This is a genomic window from Bradyrhizobium sp. WSM2793 (assembly GCF_000379585.1).
Classification (GTDB): Bacteria; Pseudomonadota; Alphaproteobacteria; order Rhizobiales; family Xanthobacteraceae; genus Bradyrhizobium.
On the sequence record NZ_KB902845.1, the window covers coordinates 1 to 1,308 of the forward strand.

Below are 1,308 nucleotides of genomic sequence, written 5' to 3' on the forward strand. Positions count from 1 at the left end.
TTGCCGTTCACGGTCAGGGTGTCGCCGTCGGCGGGCTGGGCGTTGCCGGCCAGGCCGCTGGCGCTCGTGCCGTTGGTGGCGATCAGGGTGATGGTACCTTCCAGAGTCGTGGTACCGCCGGCGCCGGTCGTTGCGCCAGTGCTTGCGAAGACCCCGATGCTGGCGCCAAGCGTCGTGGTGCCGGTCGCCGCGGTGATGCCGCCGGCGGCGCCGCTATAGAGCACGTTGCTGCTCGCGGTCGCACTGGCGAACGAGGTCGTGCCGCGCAGGTCGGCGGCCGTCGCACCGGCGATGGTGGTGGAGACGTTCGACTTGGTAGAGTAGCCAACCGTGGTCTGCAGCGCCTGATTGGCGATCGACTTGGCGCTGTCGATCAGCTTCTGCAGCGAGGTCAGGCCGGTGTTGGCAGCCTGTAGCACCTGCACGCCGTTGGCGATGCTGTCGAGCAGGTTGTTGATGTCGCTGGCGCGGTTGTCGAGCGACTGTGCGGTGAAGAAGTTGGTGGGATTGTCCAGGGCCGAGTTGACGCTCTTGCCGGTCGACAGACGGTTCTGTGTGGTGGCGAGGAGGTCGGCGGTGGACTGGAGAGAGAGCAGGTTCTGACGAACCGACGCAGAGAGAACAATACCGGACATGACTCTTACCCTTCTGGCTTACGCGTCTTCGTTCGATCGCTTCTGGATCGAGTGACGGGGCCAGCGTGCCGCGACATGGCTAACAAAGGGTGAAACGAACATCGGCTGCATAAGCGCCGGTTCACCATAGCGGGGCGGGACGCGCGGAGCGAGCCGGCAATCAGCCTGAAATCATTGGCAATTATCTGCGCTTACGCTCCATTAACCATAACCGCTGGTTACTTTTGGGAGCCTCGCCTGCCTCTCAAGGCCTCGAGCGATGAACAAAAAAAGCGGCGGGGCCGAAGCCCCGCCGCCGGATCCTGTTTGCGATGTCGTCCGCGACTTAGCGGAGCAGCTGCAGCACGCTCTGCTGCGACTGGTTGGCCAGCGACAGCGCGGAGACCGCGATCGACTGGCGGGTCGACAGCGCCTGGCTGTTGGCCGCCTCGACGTTGGTGTCGGCCAGCGTCAGGTTGGACGAGCCGGTCTGCAGCACGTTGATCAGGTTCTTGTTGAAGTCCTGACGAACCTGCACGATCGTGAGGTTCGAGCCCAGAGCCGAAGCTTCCGAGCGCAGCGTGCTCGAGGCGGCGTTGAGGTTGGTCAGCACCTTGTTGGTGGCAGCGTTGTCGATGAAGTCGACACCGCTGGTCAGCGCAGCAAGGCCGAGACCCTTGGAGTTGTAGGTCAC

General features: G+C 63.7%; 1 protein-coding gene and 1 pseudogene. Both read right to left on the reverse strand.

The features are described from left to right. Nucleotides 1-635: pseudogene (locus tag A3AS_RS44530) on the reverse strand (flagellin); the annotation flags it as partial. 325 nt (nucleotides 636-960) lie between these two features. Next, the coding region (locus A3AS_RS44535) for a flagellin (protein WP_256375124.1) at nucleotides 961-1,308 on the reverse strand (348 nt) is incomplete at its 5' end.